13 protein-coding genes and 1 pseudogene are annotated in these 13,918 nt (G+C 73.3%); 7 read left to right on the forward strand and 7 right to left on the reverse strand.

The features are described 5' to 3' along the window. Positions 1-8 precede the first annotated feature (8 nt). A pseudogene (rimP, locus tag FKD65_RS11485) lies at positions 9-539 on the reverse strand (ribosome maturation factor RimP); the annotation flags it as partial. Positions 540-936: 397 nt separating this feature from the next. Between rimP and FKD65_RS45460 the strand changes: the two are divergent. The 3 genes from FKD65_RS45460 (at position 937) to FKD65_RS11500 (ending at position 3,513) form a co-directional block, all read left to right on the forward strand. Next, positions 937-1,911 carry a ferritin-like domain-containing protein gene (locus FKD65_RS45460; RefSeq protein ID WP_240810092.1) on the forward strand — a complete coding sequence of 325 codons (975 nt, stop codon included), beginning with the start codon at positions 937-939 and terminating at the stop codon, positions 1,909-1,911. Positions 1,912-1,992: 81 nt separating this feature from the next. Further along, on the forward strand, positions 1,993-2,355 hold the full coding sequence (locus FKD65_RS11495) for a hypothetical protein (protein ID WP_141577437.1): 363 nt from the start codon (positions 1,993-1,995) through the stop codon (positions 2,353-2,355). A gap of 93 nt (positions 2,356-2,448) precedes the next feature. After that, positions 2,449-3,513 carry a TRM11 family methyltransferase gene (locus FKD65_RS11500; RefSeq protein ID WP_141577438.1) on the forward strand — a complete coding sequence of 355 codons (1,065 nt, stop codon included), beginning with the start codon at positions 2,449-2,451 and terminating at the stop codon, positions 3,511-3,513. Here the strand turns inward: FKD65_RS11500 and FKD65_RS11505 are convergent. Further along, a complete protein-coding gene (locus tag FKD65_RS11505; RefSeq protein ID WP_141577439.1) occupies positions 3,505-4,206 on the reverse strand; it encodes an HAD family hydrolase in 702 nt (233 codons plus the stop codon). The two genes, FKD65_RS11500 and FKD65_RS11505, sit on opposite strands and share 9 nt — an antisense overlap. 106 nt (positions 4,207-4,312) lie before the next feature. On the opposite strand from FKD65_RS11505, the gene FKD65_RS11510 reads away from it, so the two are divergent. Both FKD65_RS11510 and FKD65_RS11515 read left to right on the forward strand, forming a co-directional pair. After that, on the forward strand, positions 4,313-5,857 hold the full coding sequence (locus FKD65_RS11510; protein WP_141577440.1) for a hypothetical protein: 1,545 nt from the start codon (positions 4,313-4,315) through the stop codon (positions 5,855-5,857). Positions 5,858-5,917: 60 nt separating this feature from the next. After that, the gene (locus tag FKD65_RS11515; RefSeq protein ID WP_141577441.1) at positions 5,918-6,187 is read left to right on the forward strand and encodes a hypothetical protein; all 270 of its coding nucleotides are present in this window, start codon (positions 5,918-5,920) and stop codon (positions 6,185-6,187) included. Between the two features lie 41 nt (positions 6,188-6,228). Here FKD65_RS11515 and FKD65_RS11520 read toward each other — a convergent pair whose 3' ends face one another. Beyond that, positions 6,229-7,272, reverse strand: a complete 1,044-nt coding sequence (locus FKD65_RS11520) for a hypothetical protein (RefSeq protein WP_141577442.1) — start codon at positions 7,270-7,272, stop codon at positions 6,229-6,231. Between the two features lie 375 nt (positions 7,273-7,647). On the opposite strand from FKD65_RS11520, the gene FKD65_RS11525 reads away from it, so the two are divergent. Then, entirely contained in the window at positions 7,648-8,862 is a 1,215-nt protein-coding gene (locus FKD65_RS11525) for a lysylphosphatidylglycerol synthase transmembrane domain-containing protein (protein WP_141577443.1), read from the forward strand. A gap of 179 nt (positions 8,863-9,041) precedes the next feature. After that, a complete protein-coding gene (locus tag FKD65_RS11530; RefSeq protein WP_141577444.1) occupies positions 9,042-9,587 on the forward strand; it encodes a flavin reductase family protein in 546 nt (181 codons plus the stop codon). Here FKD65_RS11530 and FKD65_RS11535 read toward each other — a convergent pair. The 4 genes from FKD65_RS11535 to FKD65_RS11550 all read right to left on the reverse strand — a co-directional run bounded on the left by FKD65_RS11535 (position 9,565) and on the right by FKD65_RS11550 (position 13,851). Then, a complete protein-coding gene (locus tag FKD65_RS11535; RefSeq protein ID WP_141586752.1) occupies positions 9,565-10,785 on the reverse strand; it encodes an ROK family transcriptional regulator in 1,221 nt (406 codons plus the stop codon). The genes FKD65_RS11530 and FKD65_RS11535 overlap by 23 nt on opposite strands. Next, positions 10,785-11,543, reverse strand: a complete 759-nt coding sequence (locus FKD65_RS11540; protein WP_141577445.1) for an ATP-binding cassette domain-containing protein — start codon at positions 11,541-11,543, stop codon at positions 10,785-10,787. The genes FKD65_RS11535 and FKD65_RS11540 overlap by 1 nt, the downstream gene beginning before the upstream one ends. 227 nt (positions 11,544-11,770) lie before the next feature. After that, the gene (locus FKD65_RS11545) at positions 11,771-13,054 is read right to left on the reverse strand and encodes a sugar ABC transporter permease (RefSeq protein WP_141577446.1); all 1,284 of its coding nucleotides are present in this window, start codon (positions 13,052-13,054) and stop codon (positions 11,771-11,773) included. Between the two features lie 11 nt (positions 13,055-13,065). Continuing rightward, positions 13,066-13,851, reverse strand: coding sequence for an ATP-binding cassette domain-containing protein (locus FKD65_RS11550; protein WP_141577447.1), 786 nt, complete (start codon positions 13,849-13,851; stop codon positions 13,066-13,068). Positions 13,852-13,918: the final 67 nt, after the last annotated feature.

Below are 13,918 nucleotides of genomic sequence, written 5' to 3' on the forward strand. Positions count from 1 at the left end.
TCCCCCCTCTAGTCCGGCTCAGCCGGAGAACGCGATTCCTCGGCCGGCGGTGAAGGCTTGAACTCCACCTGCACGCGCCCGCGCCCCAGCTCGCCGAGGCCGAACCGGCGCCGCACGGTCTCCGGCCCGGCGGACTTGCCGCCGCCCGCCCCGGCTCCCTTGCCCCGGCGCTTGCGGACGACGTCGATCTCGACGGCCTCGTCGTCGGCCGCCACCACGCGGCCCTCGATCTGGCCTCCCTCGGCCAGGGGGGCGACGACCAGCCGGCCGACGGCGCGGCGCCAGTGCCGCGGCTCGGTGAGGGGGCGGTCGACGCCCGGGGAGGTCACCTCCAGCACGTAGGGCGAGGACCCCATGACGTCGGACCCGTCGAGCAGCTCGGAGGTCGTCTCGCTCAGCCGGGCGATGTCGTCGAGGCCGATGCCGCCGTCGGCGTCGACGACGACGCGGACGAGGCGGCGGCGGCCCGCGGGCCGCACGTCGACCTCCTCCAGGTCGTAGCCCGCCTCGGCCACCGCGGGCCCGAGCAGCCGGGCGAGGGCCGCGGCCGCCGCGTCGCGGCTCGGGCGGGCGGCGTCGCGCGCCGGACGCGCGGCCTCGCGCGCCGGGGCCGCCTCCTCCGGCCGGCCGCGCCTCCCTTGAGCGCGGCCGCCACGGGACTCGACGCTCATGGGTCCTCCTCCTGTTGTGCCGCCTGCGATCTGTCGTGCCGCCCGCGGCGGCGGGATCGCCGCTCGTCCGCCGACACCTCAAGACTATCGACAGCCGGGGACCGCGGCGGTCTTTCCGGCGGCTCTCCGGCGCGGCGGATATGGAATGCTTGAGCTGGCCCGATGGGCGCGTCCGGGGACCGCCGCCGCCGCGGGCCGCCGCCATCTCCGCCACCGGGTGAGGAGACTTCCTTTGCCAGAGGCCGCACCGCCGCCGGGGCAGGCGATGTCACGCTCGACGCAGGCGCTGTCACGCCGTGCGCTGCTGGGCCGTGCCATGGCCCTGGGAGGCGGCGCGGTTCCGGTGCTGCCGTGGCTCGCCTCCTGCGCGGCGCAGGCGGCCCCGCGCGAGGACGTGCCGACGCTCGTGGGCGCGATCGCGTCCGAGCAGAACCTGATCGCCTCGTACGAGGCGGCGCGCTCCGCGGACGCCTCGCTGGCCGGGCGGCTGGATCCCGTCCTCGCCCACCACCGCGGGCATCTGGCGGTCCTGAGGCGGCACTACGTCCCGGGCTCGGGCGACCGGGCGGACGAGGGCGGCGCCATCCCCTCCCCCAGCGCGGCGGCCGTCCCGGCGGGCGCCGCGGGCCTAGCGGCCCTGCGCGACCTGGAGGACCGCGCCGCGCGGGGGCGCATGGCCGACGCCGCCAAGGCCGGTCCGGCGCTCGCACAGTTGCTGGCGAGCATCGGCGCCTGCGAGGCCGGCCACGCCATGACGGTCAGGGGCGGGGCGCCGCCCGTCCGGTCCAGGTCGGACGCCGAGGCCCTGCAGGCCGCGCTGTCCGCCGAGCACGCCGCCGTGTACGGGTACGGGGTGCTCGGGGCCAGGCTGCGGGGCTCCCTCCACCAGACCGCGAAGGACCTGTGGAACGTCCACCGCGCCCGGCGCGACCAGCTGGTCTCGATCCTGTCGGTCGCGCCGGCCCCCGAGGCGGCGGCCTACCGGCTGCCCGTCAAGGTCACCTCGGCCCGCAGTGCCGCCCAGCTCGCGGCCGCCCTGGAGGGCGACCTCGTCCCCGCCTACGTCGGGCTCGCGGGCGTCTCCTCCCCCGACCTGCGCGCCTTCGCCGCCGACAGCGCGCAGCGGGCCATGGCCTGGGCGGCGCGCTGGCGGTCGAGGGCGGGGTCGGCCGCGCCGTCCGAGGCGTTCCCCGGGCTGCCGCCCGCCGCCCTGTCCCCGCGCCCCGAACCGGGTGAGTGATCTTCGGCACGGCGGGAACGAAGGCCCCGTTCGGTGTCGTTGGTCCCGTTGCACGGGATGACTTCGGGGGAGGGAGCCCACGTGACCACGAATCCGCAGCCGGGCGGGACGAGCGCCCTCGACGACCTGCGGGCCGCCTACCACGAGCAGCTGACGCGCCTGGCGGCCGAGCGCGACGCCGCGCGGCGCCAGGCGCGCAGGGCGCAGGCGCAGGCGGACGTGGCGCGGGCCGACCTGGCCAGTCTCAAGAGCCGCGTGGGGGAACTGCTGAACGCCGCCGCGCGGCACCTTCCGGACCTTCCGCCCGTGGAGGGCCCGGACACGCCGGAGCTTCTGGCCGCCCAGGAGGCGGGGGCCCTGCCCGCCGCCCCGCGCGGTCCCGCTCCGGATCCGCCCGCGGAGACGGGCGGCGGGGCCGAGGGTCGACGCGCGCGAGCCGCCTGACAGGGGAGGACCGGCCTTCGCGAGGCCGTGCCGAGGCCGCCGGACGCACCGTCCCGGCGGTCTCCCCTTCCGGGGTCCAATAGGATCCACCAGATGACCGCGTACGGCCTTCTCGTCTCCCCCTCGCACAACCGGGTCTATGCACAGGCCGCCGCCGACCTGGTGAAGGCGGAGCTGGCGGTGTTCAGCGAACGGGCTCTCGGCGGGCGGGTCCGCGACATCGAGGAGACCTCGATCGGCGGCGTCCCGTACGTGACGTTCTCCGCCGAGGCCCTGACCGAGCAGGACGTCCGCCTCCTGTCGAACCTGTCGTCGCTCTACGCGCTGTTCCGGATCGAGGGCGAGCTGCTCCGGCCCGTCGAGCTCCAGCCTCTCGACCTCTTCGGCAGCGACCTGCTCACCATCCAGAAGTACTCGGGCAAGACGAACGAGTACTTCACCAAGCTGCTGCTGAACGTCACGGCGATGGCGACCGACTCCCCCATGGACCTGGTCACCGGGCGCCCCCGCGTCTTCGACCCCATGTGCGGGCGGGGCACGACGCTCAACCAGGCCATGATGTACGGGCTGGACGCCGCCGGGATGGACGTCGACGGCAAGGACTTCGACGCCTACGCGGCCTTCATCAAGACCTGGCTGAAGAACAACCGGGTCAAGCACCAGGCGGAGGTCGCGAACGTACGCCGCGAGAAGGCCGTCCTCGGGCGCCGCCTGCACGTGACGCTCGGCGCGTCCAAGGAGCGCTACAAGAGCGGCGAGACGATGGAGATCACCGTCGTGAACGCCGACTCGCTGGGCGCCGGGAAGTTCTTCCGGCCGGCGTCGTTCGACCTGATCGTGACGGACGCCCCCTACGGCGTCCAGCACGGGAGCCGTCCGAAGGGGGCGCAGCCCGGCCGCAGGGGCAGGCCGCAGCTGTCGCGCAGCCCCGTCGAGCTGCTGGCGGCGGCCGTTCCCGAGTGGGCGCGGCTGCTGCGTCCGGGAGGGGCCATCGGCATCTCCTGGAACACCTTCGTCGGCCGCCGCGAGCAGCTCGCGGAGATCCTCGCCGCCGGCGGCCTGGTCGTCCGGGACTCGGACGCCTACCGGGGCTTCCGCCACCGCGTCGACCAGGCCATCTCCCGCGATCTGATCGTGGCGGCCAAGCCGTCAGTCTGAGTGCCACCGCTCCACGTGCGGGAGCAGCTCCTCCAGGTCGTGGATGAGGGCGTCGGGCGGCGTGAGGCCGGGGCGGTCGAAGGCGTGGGTGGTCTGGTGCCAGATCTGGACGGCCCGCAGGCCGACGGACTTGGCGCCGTGGATGTCGTCGAACGGGCGGTCGCCCACGAAGACGCAGGAGCCGGGGTCGGTGGCGCCGACGGCGTCCATGGCGGCGCGGAAGGCCTCGGCGTGCGGCTTGGTCCACGGGATCTCGCTCGAGTAGACGGCGCCGTCGAGGAGGTCGAGGACGTCGTCGCGCGCGAAGACGCGCTCGTGCCAGTCGCGGCTCCAGATCGTGTTGGACAGCACGCCGATCTTGATGCCGCGCTCGCGGAGCGCGTTGAACAGGCCGGGGACGGCGGGGTCGGTGTGGGTGTGCGGGGTCCACGTCTCGAAGTGGGTGTCGAGGAGGGCCTCGGTCGGCTCCAGCCCCGCCATCGCGAACGCCTCGGCGAGGGTGGCGCTGCGGTGCTCCTCGGTGCCGCGGCGCCACAGCTCGTCCTCGGCGGCCACGAGTGCGGCGACGGTCTTCTCGACGGTGTCCGGGGGCAGGTGGGCGGCGCAGATGGCGCGCCACATGTCGGCCAGTTCGAGGTCGTGCCACGGGGTCAGCGTGCCGCCCCAGTCGAAGATCACAGCTTCTACGCCCATGCCCCGGATCGTAACCATCCGGAGGCGCCGGACGATCACTCTTCACGAGGTGGCCGTCCCGGAGGGCGCGACCGGGCCCACCCCCGTCCGGTCAAGGGAGCCCTCCATGCGCAGACCCCTGCTCGCCGTCCTCCTCGCCGCCGCCCTGGTGGGCGGGGCGGTCCCGGCGGCGGCCGACCCGATCCCCGACGGCCCCGGAAGGGGGCTCGTCCCGGCGTACATCGGCGCGCCGGCCGCGCCCGCGCCGCTCGCGGGGCGGCCCGTCCCGGCCAACCCGCACCAGGGGCCGGTCGGAACGTCGTCCATGCACGCCGACAGCTACGCCTCCGACACCTACCCGTTCATGGGCCCCCTCGGCCGCGATCCGCGGGTGCTGAACGAGGCCAAGGGCGGCGGTCTGCCGGGGCTGTGCTCGACGGTGACGTTCGCCCGCCGGACGGGCCTGATCGTCGCGCAGTGCACGCGCGGGCAGAACCTCGTCCTGCGGCTCATCGATCCGGCGACGCTGAAGGACCTCGCGACCTACGAGCTGCCGCCCAGGCCGTCCACCGTCCAGGCGCTGTTCTCGCTGAGCCTCGACAAGGTGTTCACCGACACCTCGGGCGGGGCCTACTACTACCTGGACCCGCAGGACCGCGCCGTGCTGGCGGACTCGGCCTTCCACCTGCGCCGCTTCGCCCACGAGAAGGGCCCGGACGGCAAGTGGCGGTTCGCGGTCACCGACGACTGGGACCTCGGCGCGCACCTCCCCCACGACTGCGCCACCTCGACGAACCCGTGGCCGAAGGGCGAATGCGACCCGGTCACCGCGGTCGGGCCGGACTGGGGCGGCCTGATCTGGTGGATCACCAGGGGCGGCCGCATCGGCACGGTGGATCCGGAGTCCGGGAGGGTCCGGATGACGCGGCTGGCGGGCGAGACCGTCCAGAACTCTTTCGCGGCGGCCGAGAACGGCGTGTCGGTCGTGTCCGACCACGCGCTCTACCGGCTGCGGGCGGACGCGGAGGGGACGCCGAAGATCGTGTGGCGCGAGCCGTACGACAGGGGCAGCGGGCGCAAGCCCGGGCAGATCGACCAGGGTTCGGGGACGACCCCCACGTTCTTCGGCGACGGCTACGTGGCCATCACCGACAACGCCGACGACCGCATGCACGTGATCGTCCGCCGCCGGGACGACGGGCGGCTGGTGTGCCAGGTCCCCGTGTTCGGCAGCGGGGCGAGCGCGACGGACAACTCGCTCATCGGCTACGGCCGCAGCCTGTTCGTCGAGAACAACTACGGCTACCGCAACTTCGTCGAACTGCCGCCGGGCGGGTCCTCGGTGGGCGGGGCGAGCCGCGTGGACGTGCGACCGGACGGGAGGGGCTGCGAGACCGTCTGGACGAGCACGGAGCGCTCGCCGTCGACCGTGGCCAAGGTCTCCGTTCCGGCCGGGCTGCTCTACCTGTACACGAAGGAGCCGCGCAAGGACCTCGTCGACGCCTGGTACCTGACAGCGGTGGACGTCCACACGGGCCGGACGGCCTACAAGGTGCTCACCGGGACGGGCAAGTGGTTCGACAACAGCTGGGCCCCCGTCACCCTGGGCCCGGACGGGACCGCGTACGTGGGCGTCGTCGGCGGCCTCGTCGCCGTCCGCGACCGCGAGTAGGGCGGCGGTCATCGGGGATACCCGTCCGACCATCAAAACCGAGACGGACAGGGAGGCGTCATGAGGGCACGCGAGCCCGGTGAGTCCCGCGACTTCCGCGAGGACATGGACGACATGGGCGACAACACCCAGGACGAGCAGATCGCCCTGACCGAGGAGTACGTGAACGACCCTCCCGAGGAGCTGCGGATCGAGGAGCCCGAGGAGAGCAGGGACGGCCTGGGCGTGACCGAGTACGAGCGCCAGGCCGCCGGGGAGGACGAGGACGAGCGGCCCGCCCCGCTCACGCCCGCCGAGGAGGACGCGGTCAACCCGACCCGCAGGCCCTGAACCCACGGCGGCGCCGGCACCGGACCGGCGCCGCCGCCGGGCTAGGGCATGCCCGGCTTCTGGAGTTCCTTGCGGTAGATCCAGTACAGCATCCGCTGGCCGGGGCGCTCGGTGATGCCCCAGATGCGGTCGCCTCCCGAGTACGGGTCGAACGCCAGGGACTCACCGCCGATCGGCCCCACCACGTGGAACGGGGCGTTGCCGTCGCCGTCGCGGTCGCTGTAGATGCCGCCGGGCGAGCCGCCGTTGGACGTGCCGTAGTAGAGGGTATCGCCCGTCCCGCCGTGGTACCCGGCGGCTCCCTGGACGTGGGTCAGGTTCGTCCCGAACACGGTCGTGGAGGTCACCCGTCCGGACGCGTCGGCCTTCAGCGAACCGTCGGCGTTGAGGGGCCAGCGCACCACGCGCATCGGCTTGGCCGACGACACCCCGCCCTCGGTCTTGTACTCCGCGCTGAGCAGGCTCGCGGGCGAGGTCGTCGGGTCGTAGGTGACGGTGCTGAAGCACAGGTCCTTGTTCCTGGCGGACGGGACCACGTCCCAGGCCGGGCAGGCCCCGGCGTTCTCGGGCCGGAACATGCCCGTCTGGAACAGCGCGTACTTCTCGTTGTGGGCGTAGAACCTGCCGTCGTCGCCCACGCCCAGGATGTTCTGGCCCGTCGCCACGCGGTAGGTGCGCCGTACGTCGTACACGCGCAGGCCAGAGGTGTCGGCCGTGTAGAGGAAGTTCCCGGCCAGCGCGACGCCGCCCTGGTGCTGCTTGGCCTCGTCGACCCCCTTGGCGGCCACGGCGCCGGCCGGGGAGTTGGCGGGCGAGACCTCCTGGAAGGAGAGCTTCCCGGCGGCGGTCACCGTGGGGACGGCCAGCGTGACCGGCTGGTAGGCGCCCTTGGCGTCCACCTTGGGGCGGGCTCCCACCGTGACCCGCGATCCGTCCGTCACCCAGTCGGTCCCGGACTTGTGCCGGTGGTACCAGCTGAGGACCACACCGTCGAGCTGCGCCGTCCGGCTGATGGCCACCCCCTGGGGGATCCAGTACTGGCTGCTCTTGTCCCCGTTGTCGAAGCACCATGCGCCGAGCGTCACCTTCGCGTCGACGGCCTTGACCGCGTCGTTGGCGCCGCAGCCGCTTTTCCAGGTGAGACCGTTCGCGGCGCCCGCCGCGGCGGCGGCGAGATCCTTCTGCGGGACGGCGTCTTCGCGCGGGACGGCGTCCTTCTGCGGGTGGACATGGAGTCCTTTCCGTGGGAGCGGGCAGAAAGTAGGACAGAACGGAGATGCTAGACATCAGATGATCATCTGTCCGAGCGTTGCGGAAGGTGCCTGATTCCGGCCCGCCGACCCTCGGCCCCGCGCGGGGCGTGGCGCACGTCACTTTGCGATTCGTTTCCCACCTCGGGGGAATGTCATAGCCGGGCCGTAGGTTGCGCAATGCGGGCGAGCTTGCGAGGTGACCGGGACATGTACGAGACAGTCACGGCACCGGTCCGTCCCCCGGCCGAAGCCGATCCCGAAACCGACGCGTTCCCCCTCAGGGAGGAGCCGGACGAGCACGCCCGGCGGCGCCCCTGGTGGCGGCGCAGGGCGGGCCTGATCACCCAGTGGGCGCTCGTCCTCGGCGCCCTCGCCGCGCTCCCCCTCTACCGCGACGAACTCCCCGACCTCGGCTCCATCTGGACCGCCGTCTCGCACGCCGATCCGGGCTGGCTGACCATGGTCGTGCTGGCCGTGGCCGGCTCGATGGGCGCGTTCGCGCGGCTCCAGCGCCGGCTGCTGCGCGTCGGCGGGCTCCGGATGCCGCTGCGCCGCGCGTTCGCGATCACCTACGCGGGCAACGCCCTGTCCACGACGCTGCCGGCGGGCCCGGCGGTGAGCGTCGTCTACACGTTCCGGCAGTTCCGCCGCGCCGGCGCCTCCGCGCAGCTCGCGACCGCGGTGATCCTGGCCGGGGGCGTGATCACCACGTCGGCCTACTCCGTGATCGGCCTCCTGGCGCTGATGGTCGACCCGCACGCCCGCGGGATAGCGCTGCTCGCCCTCACCGTCCCGGTGGTCCTGGCCGCCCTGCTGGTGCCCGCGCTGCGGTGGCGCCCGCTGCGCGCCCTGCTCACGGCGCCCCTGCGCCGCGCGTACCGGGCCGCGCTCGCCCACCCCGGGATCGCCCCGTACGCCGAGCGGCTGGCCGGTGTCCGCGACATCCTCCGCCCGACCCTGCGCGACTGGGCCGCGCTCATCGCGCTGGCCCTGCTGAACTGGGTGTTCGACATCCTGGCACTGCTCTCGGCGGCGCACGCGGTCGGCATCCAGGTCGCCCCGAACGGCGTCGCCCTCACCTACTTCGCCGCACAGGCGGCGGGCAGCCTGCTCCCGCTGCTGCCCGGCGGCCTCGGCGCCATCGAGGGCAGCATGGCCGCCTCCCTGGTCGCGTTCGGCGCGACGCTGTCGCCCGCCGCCGCGGCCGTCGGCCTCTACCGGCTCGTCTCCTACTGGGCCGTCATCGCGGTCGGCTGGATCGCCTGGGTCGGGCTGCACGAGGGGCCCCGCCTCCCGGCCCGCGCCAAGTCCCTCCTGTCCGGGACCTGGCGCCTGATCATGGAGGGCATGTCCGCGGTCGCGTTCCTCACCCCCTACTCCGCCGTTCCGGCCCAGGCCCCCGCCGAGGCGCCGCGCCCGTAGCCTCCGGTTCCCGCGCCCCCGCTCGCCCGCCCGGTCTCCCGCACGTCCTCAGGTCCGGCCCCCGTCCGGCGACCGACGCCCGCGCGGGACCTTCGACCGAGATCGCCTTCCGGGGGAATCAGCGCCCCGCGGCGGGGGCTTTAGTGGGCGTCGACGTACCCGCCACGGAACGGACCCCCATGCACGGATCGCCCGACCGCTCGTCCTGCCCCTCGGCGACCGGCCCCGACCCGGCCGCCTTCCGCTCGGTGCTGGGCAGGTTCGCGACCGGCGTGGTCGCCGTCACCGCCCTCGACCCCGCCTCGGGGCTCCCCGCGGGCCTGGCCGCGAACTCCTTCACGTCCGTCTCCCTCGACCCGCCGCTCGTGGCGTTCTGCGTCGCGCACACCAGCACGACGTGGCCGATCATGCACACGGCCGACCGCTTCTGCGTCAACATCCTCGCCGCGCCCCAACCGGACGTCTCCGAGCGGCTCGCCTTCGGGCGCGGCCCCGAGAAGTTCTCCGGCGTCGGCTGGACGCGCGGCCCGGGCGGCGCTCCCCTGATCGACGGTGCCCTGGCGTGGATCGAGTGCTCGGTCGAGCAGGAGCACGTCGCGGGCGACCACCTGATCGTCGTCGCCCGCGTCCACGACCTCGCGGAGCACCACGACGGCGAACCCCTGGTCTTCTACCGCGGCGGCTACGGCGCCTTCACGCGCTTCACACCGTCTCGGGGGCTCTGAGGCGGGCCAGCACCTGGACCGGGTCGGCCAGGACCTCGGCGAAGGCGAACTCGGCCGCGCCCACGAGGGTGGTGTCGTCGCCCAGGGCGGCGGTGCGGAGCTTGACCTTCTCGCGGGGGGCGGCGAGGGCGCCGGTCGCGAGGACGCTGCGGATCTGGGCGGCGGCGCCCAGGTAGATGTCGCGGAGCGTGCCGCCGAAGACGACCAGGCCCGGGTTGAAGACGTTGACCAGGTTCGCGACGCCGAGGCCGAGCCAGGTGCCGACGCGGTGCAGCGCCTCGCGGGCCGTGATGTCGCCCGCGTCGGCGGCGGCGACGACGTCGCGGACCGCGTCGCGCCCGGTCCGGCCGGGGACCTCCTCCCGGCCGGCGAGGTCCAGCAGCGTCCGCTCCCCCACCTCGGCCTCCAGGCAGCCCTTCGAGCCGCAGGCGCAGGGCCGCCCGCCGGGGTTGACGACCATGTGCCCGATCTCGCCGCCGAACCCCTCGTCGCCGCCGAGCAGCCGGCCGTGCGCGATGATGCCGCCGCCGACCCCGACGTCGCCGTGCAGGTAGATGAGGTTGTCGCAGTTCATCCCCGCGCCGCGCTCGTGCTCGGCGAGGGCGCCGAGGTTGGCGTCGTTGCACACCGAGACGGGGATGCCGAGGCCGAGGCGGCGCGAGAGCGCGTCGCCGAGCCGCAGGTCGCCCACGTCCAGGTTCGGGCCGAACATGATCATGTCGTCGGAGCGGCGGACGGTGCCGGGGAAGCCGAGCGCCGCGCCGACGCAGACGGCGTCGCGCTCGGCCTTGCGGACCAGGGAGCGCGCACCGGCCACGAGCGCGCCGACCATGTCGGCCGGGTCGGCGTCGCGGGCGCGGACCCCTTCCCGGCGGTCCAGCACGACGCCGCCGAGGCCGACGCGGGCGACGACGAGCCGGTCGACGCCGAGCTCGAACGCCAGCACGTACACGCGGGTGGACTCGGGCCGCACCACGAGCGAGGGGCGCCCGGCGCGCCGCCCCGGCCCGCGCGGCAGCTCCTCGCGCACCAGTCCGGCGGCGGTGAGGTCGGAGGTCAGCGCCATGATCGTGCTGCGGTTGAGGCCGAGGGACTCGGCGAGCACGGCCCGGGACGCGGGGCCCCGCAGGTGCACGAAGCGCAGCAGTGTCCCGAGGTTGTGGCGCCGGACGTCCTCCTGTGACGGGCCCGCCTTCATCATCGGCGCAGCCCCAGCTCTCCGCTGGTCCCGGAGGTGATCAGCTCGACGACCTCCCGGTGGGTGACGTCGGCGGTGCGGACCTGGGCGACCATCCGGCCGAGGTAGAGGGCGGCGATCCGGTCGGAGACCGCGAACACGTCGTTCATGTTGTGCGAGATCAGCACGACGGCGAGGCCCTTGTCGGCGAGCCGGCGGACCATCTCCAGCACCTGCTGCGTCTGCGCGACGCCGAGCGCGGCGGCGGGCTCGTCCAGCACCACGAGCTTGCTCTCCCAGAGCACGGCGCGGGCGATGGCGACGGTCTGCCGCTGCCCGCCCGACAGGTTCGAGACCCGCTGCCGGACCGAGCCCATCGTGCGGACGGCGAGGTCCGACAGCGTCGAGCGCGCCATCTCCTCCATGTAGGTCTCGTCCAGGGCGAGCCCGCGGCGCTCCTCGCGGCCGAGGAACAGGTTCTGGACGATGTCGAGGTTCTCGCACAGCGCGAGGTCCTGGTGGACGATCTCGATGCCGAGGCGGCCGGCGTCGCGAGGGGAGCCGATCCGCACCGGCGTGCCCTCGAAGCGGTACTCGCCCTTGTCGAAGGGGTGGATGCCGCCGATGCACCGCACCAGGGTGGTCTTGCCCGCGCCGTTGTCGCCGACGAGCGCGGTGACCTCACCTGGATAGGCGGAGAACGCGACGTCCTGCAGCACCTTCACCGAGCCGAAACTCTTGTCGATGCCGCGCAGGTCCAGAACAGGCGTCACTGACATGCCGAGGGGCTCCCACCGTGCCACGCCGCCGCCGCGCGCCAGGCGGTCGTGGTCAGTGAGCGTAGCAGTCGGATTCTCCTGCGGGGCACCGTCGGAAGGCCTGTCCCGACCGTCCTGACGGCCACGCGGGAAGGCCCGGGAGCCGGTGGGGCGGACCACCGGCTCCCGGGCGCTTCCGGCCGCGCTCACGGGGTCACCGTGCTCACGGGGTCACCGCGTCCACGGGGTCATCTCCCCGCACTGGACCGGCGGCGCCTGGCCAGGGCGTCGATGCTCGCGGCGAACAGCAGCACGACTCCCGTGATGAGGTAGCTGAGGTAGGCCTTGGTGCCGAGCAGCCCCAGCCCGTTCTCGATGAGCGCGATGACGAGGCCGCCGAGCACGGCGTCGCGTGCCTTGCCGCGCCCGCCGAACAGGCTCGTCCCGCCGATGACCGCCGCGCCCACCGCGTACAGCAGCGTGTTGCCGCCGCCCGAGTTGGTGGCGACGGAACTGAGGCGGGAGGCCGCCACGATGCCGCTGACCGCCGCCAGCGCGGAGGCGATCATGAACACGGAGATCTTGATGCGGGTGACGTTGATGCCGGCCCGGCGGGCCGCCTCGGCGTTGCCGCCCACCGCGTAGATGTGCCGGCCGTAGCCGGTGCGGCCGAGCACGAACGTGCAGAGCACGAGCAGGGCGCCGACGAGCAGCACCCCCCACGGGATCCCGCCGAGGGTGATCAGCGGGCTGGGAGCGCGGTCCAGGCTCAGCACGTAGGTGCTGATCAGCAGCGCGGCCGCGACGACGGCGCACTGGGCCGCCACGAGGCCCAGCGGCTTGGAGTGCAGGTTGCGGAGCTTCTGACGGCGCCAGCGCAGCAGCAGCGTCGCGGTGTAGCCGGCGACGCAGGCGAGGGCGAGCACCCAGCCGAGCCAGATCGGCATGTTCTTGTTGGCGAGCGCCACGACGAAGTCGTCGCGGACGGGGACCGTCCCGCCGTCGCCGATGAGCCACAGGGTGATGCCCTGGAGGCCGAGGAAGAACGCCAGTGTCACCACGAACGATGGGATTCGCAGGAACGCGACGAGCCAGCCGATCACGGTGCCGATGACGACGCCGACCACCACGGCGGCGAGCACCGCGACGTACCAGGACTGTCCGGAGTCGACCATCAGCTTGGCCATCACGGCCGCGCAGACACCGCTGGCCACACCGGCCGACAGGTCGATCTCGCCCAGCAGCAGGACGAACACGAGGCCCATGGCGAGGATCGTGATGGGCAGCGCCTGCGTCGCCAGGTTCGCGATGTTGCCCTTGCTGAGGAACGTGTCGGGCTTCAGCGCCGTGAACAGCGCGACCAGGCCGATCAGGCCGAGGATCGCGGGGAGCGCACCCAGCTCACCGGCCTTGACCTTGTGCCAGTAGTCCAGCAGCGCGGAGTTCAGGTCATGCTTGCGCCGGTCGTTGGAGAAGTCCGAGTCCGCAAGCTTGATGGCGGACTCTTTGCCCTTGGGAATGTCGGTGGCCACCTTGGCCCCCCTCAGATGCTCTCGGCGGCGGTCTGCGGCGCGAGGCCGAGATCACCGGAACGGCCGGCGGTGATGAGCTCCACGACCTGGCCGTGGGTCACCTCGGAGGTCGCGACGTCCGCGGCGACCCGGCCGAGGTAGAGGGCCGAGACGCGGTCGGCCACCTCGAACACGTCGTTCATGTTGTGCGAGATGAGCACGACGGCGTGCCCGGTGTCGGCGAGGCGCCGGACGAGGTCGAGGACCTGCCGGGTCTGGGCGACGCCGAGCGCGGCCGTGGGCTCGTCCAGGATCACGACCTTGGACTCCCACAGCGCCGCCTTGGCGATGGCGACCGTCTGGCGCTGCCCGCCGGACAGGCTCGCCACCTGCTGGCGGACGGACTTGACGGTGCGGACCGAGAGCCGGGCGAGGGTCTCGCGGGCCGCCTCCTCCATGGACGGCTCGTCCAGCACGATGCCCTTGCGCCGCTCGCGGCCGAGGAACATGTTCTGCACGATGTCGAGGTTGTCGGCCAGGGCGAGGTCCTGGTAGACGACCTCGATGCCGAGCGCGGAGGCGGTGCGGGGGCCGTCGATCGAGACGGGCTTGCCCTCGAACTCGATCTGCCCCGAGTCGATGGGGTGGATTCCGGCGATGCACTTGATCAGAGTCGACTTGCCGGCGCCGTTGTCGCCGACGAGCGCCATCACCTCGCCCAGGCGCACGGAGAAGTCCACGTCGTGCAGGACATGGACGGGGCCGAAGCTCTTGTTGAGCCCGGTCAGGCGGAGGACGGGGTCTCCTTTTTCAGCCACGAGTTTCCTTCCAGAGGTTCGGGCGACTTGACCGTGGCGGGCCCCTTGGCGTCCCGATATTCCGGGA

The organism is Actinomadura sp. WMMA1423 (assembly GCF_006547145.1).
In the GTDB taxonomy this organism is placed as follows: domain Bacteria; phylum Actinomycetota; class Actinomycetes; order Streptosporangiales; family Streptosporangiaceae; genus Spirillospora.